This window comes from Candidatus Obscuribacterales bacterium (genome assembly GCA_036703605.1).
Lineage (GTDB): Bacteria > Cyanobacteriota > Cyanobacteriia > RECH01 > RECH01 > RECH01.
The window spans coordinates 1-1,127 of sequence record DATNRH010000765.1 but is presented as its reverse complement, the minus strand read 5'-3'; the positions used below and the strand labels follow the sequence as shown (position 1 = coordinate 1,127).

General features: G+C 53.1%; 2 protein-coding genes. Both read right to left on the bottom strand.

Going from position 1 to position 1,127, the window contains the following annotated elements:
- Positions 1–803, bottom strand: an 803-nt coding sequence (locus V6D20_15935; GenBank protein HEY9817270.1) for a 4-hydroxythreonine-4-phosphate dehydrogenase PdxA, incomplete at its 3' end; no start/stop codon positions are given.
- Positions 803–1,127 (bottom strand): aromatic-ring-hydroxylating dioxygenase subunit beta (locus tag V6D20_15930; protein HEY9817269.1); only part of this gene is annotated, 325 nt, incomplete at its 5' end. The genes V6D20_15935 and V6D20_15930, both read right to left, overlap by 1 nt.

Below are 1,127 nucleotides of genomic sequence, written 5' to 3'. Positions count from 1 at the left end.
CCCTGGTCGTGGTACATGGCGAGATAGGCATCGAACTCACGATCGGCAAACAGCGCATCAGCCCCATAGGGCCCATAGGCGTTAATACCCTCTTCAACCGCATCGCCTATTGCCGATCGAATGAAAAGTCCCTCTTCTGCCCCCATCAAGCCACCCTCACCAGCATGGGGGTTTAATCCACAAACGCCAATGCGCCCCCCTGGCAAGCCAAGGGCAATGAGCGCATCTCGTGTCGCTCGCAAGGCGTTTAGGATTAAAGGTCCATCCAATCGTATAAGAGCCTCTTTCAAGGGCTCGTGGAGCGTAACATTCACCACCCGATAGACCGGTGACATCAACATCAGGAACGTCTTATCGGCCGGGGTACCCGTCAACTCTGCTACCAAGCCTGGATAGCCCCGAAAATGGATTCCAGCCGCGTTAACAGAAGCTTCTGTGTGAGGTGCTGCAACAACGGCAGTGACTGACTGACTCATCGCCAGTTCAATCGCGGCTTTTGCATAGCGATAGCAGGCCAGGCCTGTCACGGAGCTTACCTCCCCGAACTGCCAGCTCTGGCCTTCTAGTGCTGGAACTATATGAAGCGGAACCTGTCGACCATTGGGCAGGGAAATGAAGCCTTCACCGACTGATAGCTGTAACTGGCAAGCTTCAATATGGCGCTTGAGTGGTTCAACCTCACCGACAACAATGAGGTCCATTTGCCCATACAGTGACTCTTCCATGAGAGCCTTTAAAACGACCTCTGGCCCGATACCAGCCGGGTCACCTATGGGCATTGCAATGGTCGGGCGTTGATTCATCACAGCGGAATCGCCAGCAGAGTATCAATTTTCTGACTGTCGCAAACAACGATGCGCTCTTCGAACAAGGCTGTATCTCCCTGGATGCGAATGCGATCAAGGTACATGCCCGTAGCAAACAGATGAATATCCCCGGTGTGCATGGTGCGTACCACCATAAAATTGGACTGAACCGTTGCTATATCGTTGTCCAAGGTGATCAGCCGAACTGCATCACCAATATGCCGGTAGACCTGTTCTTCATAAATATTGGCTTCACGCAGCGCACTTACCCGATCTTTCAGCATGCCCTTGGAGTTAGCCCATATCGCGCCATGCGCATAC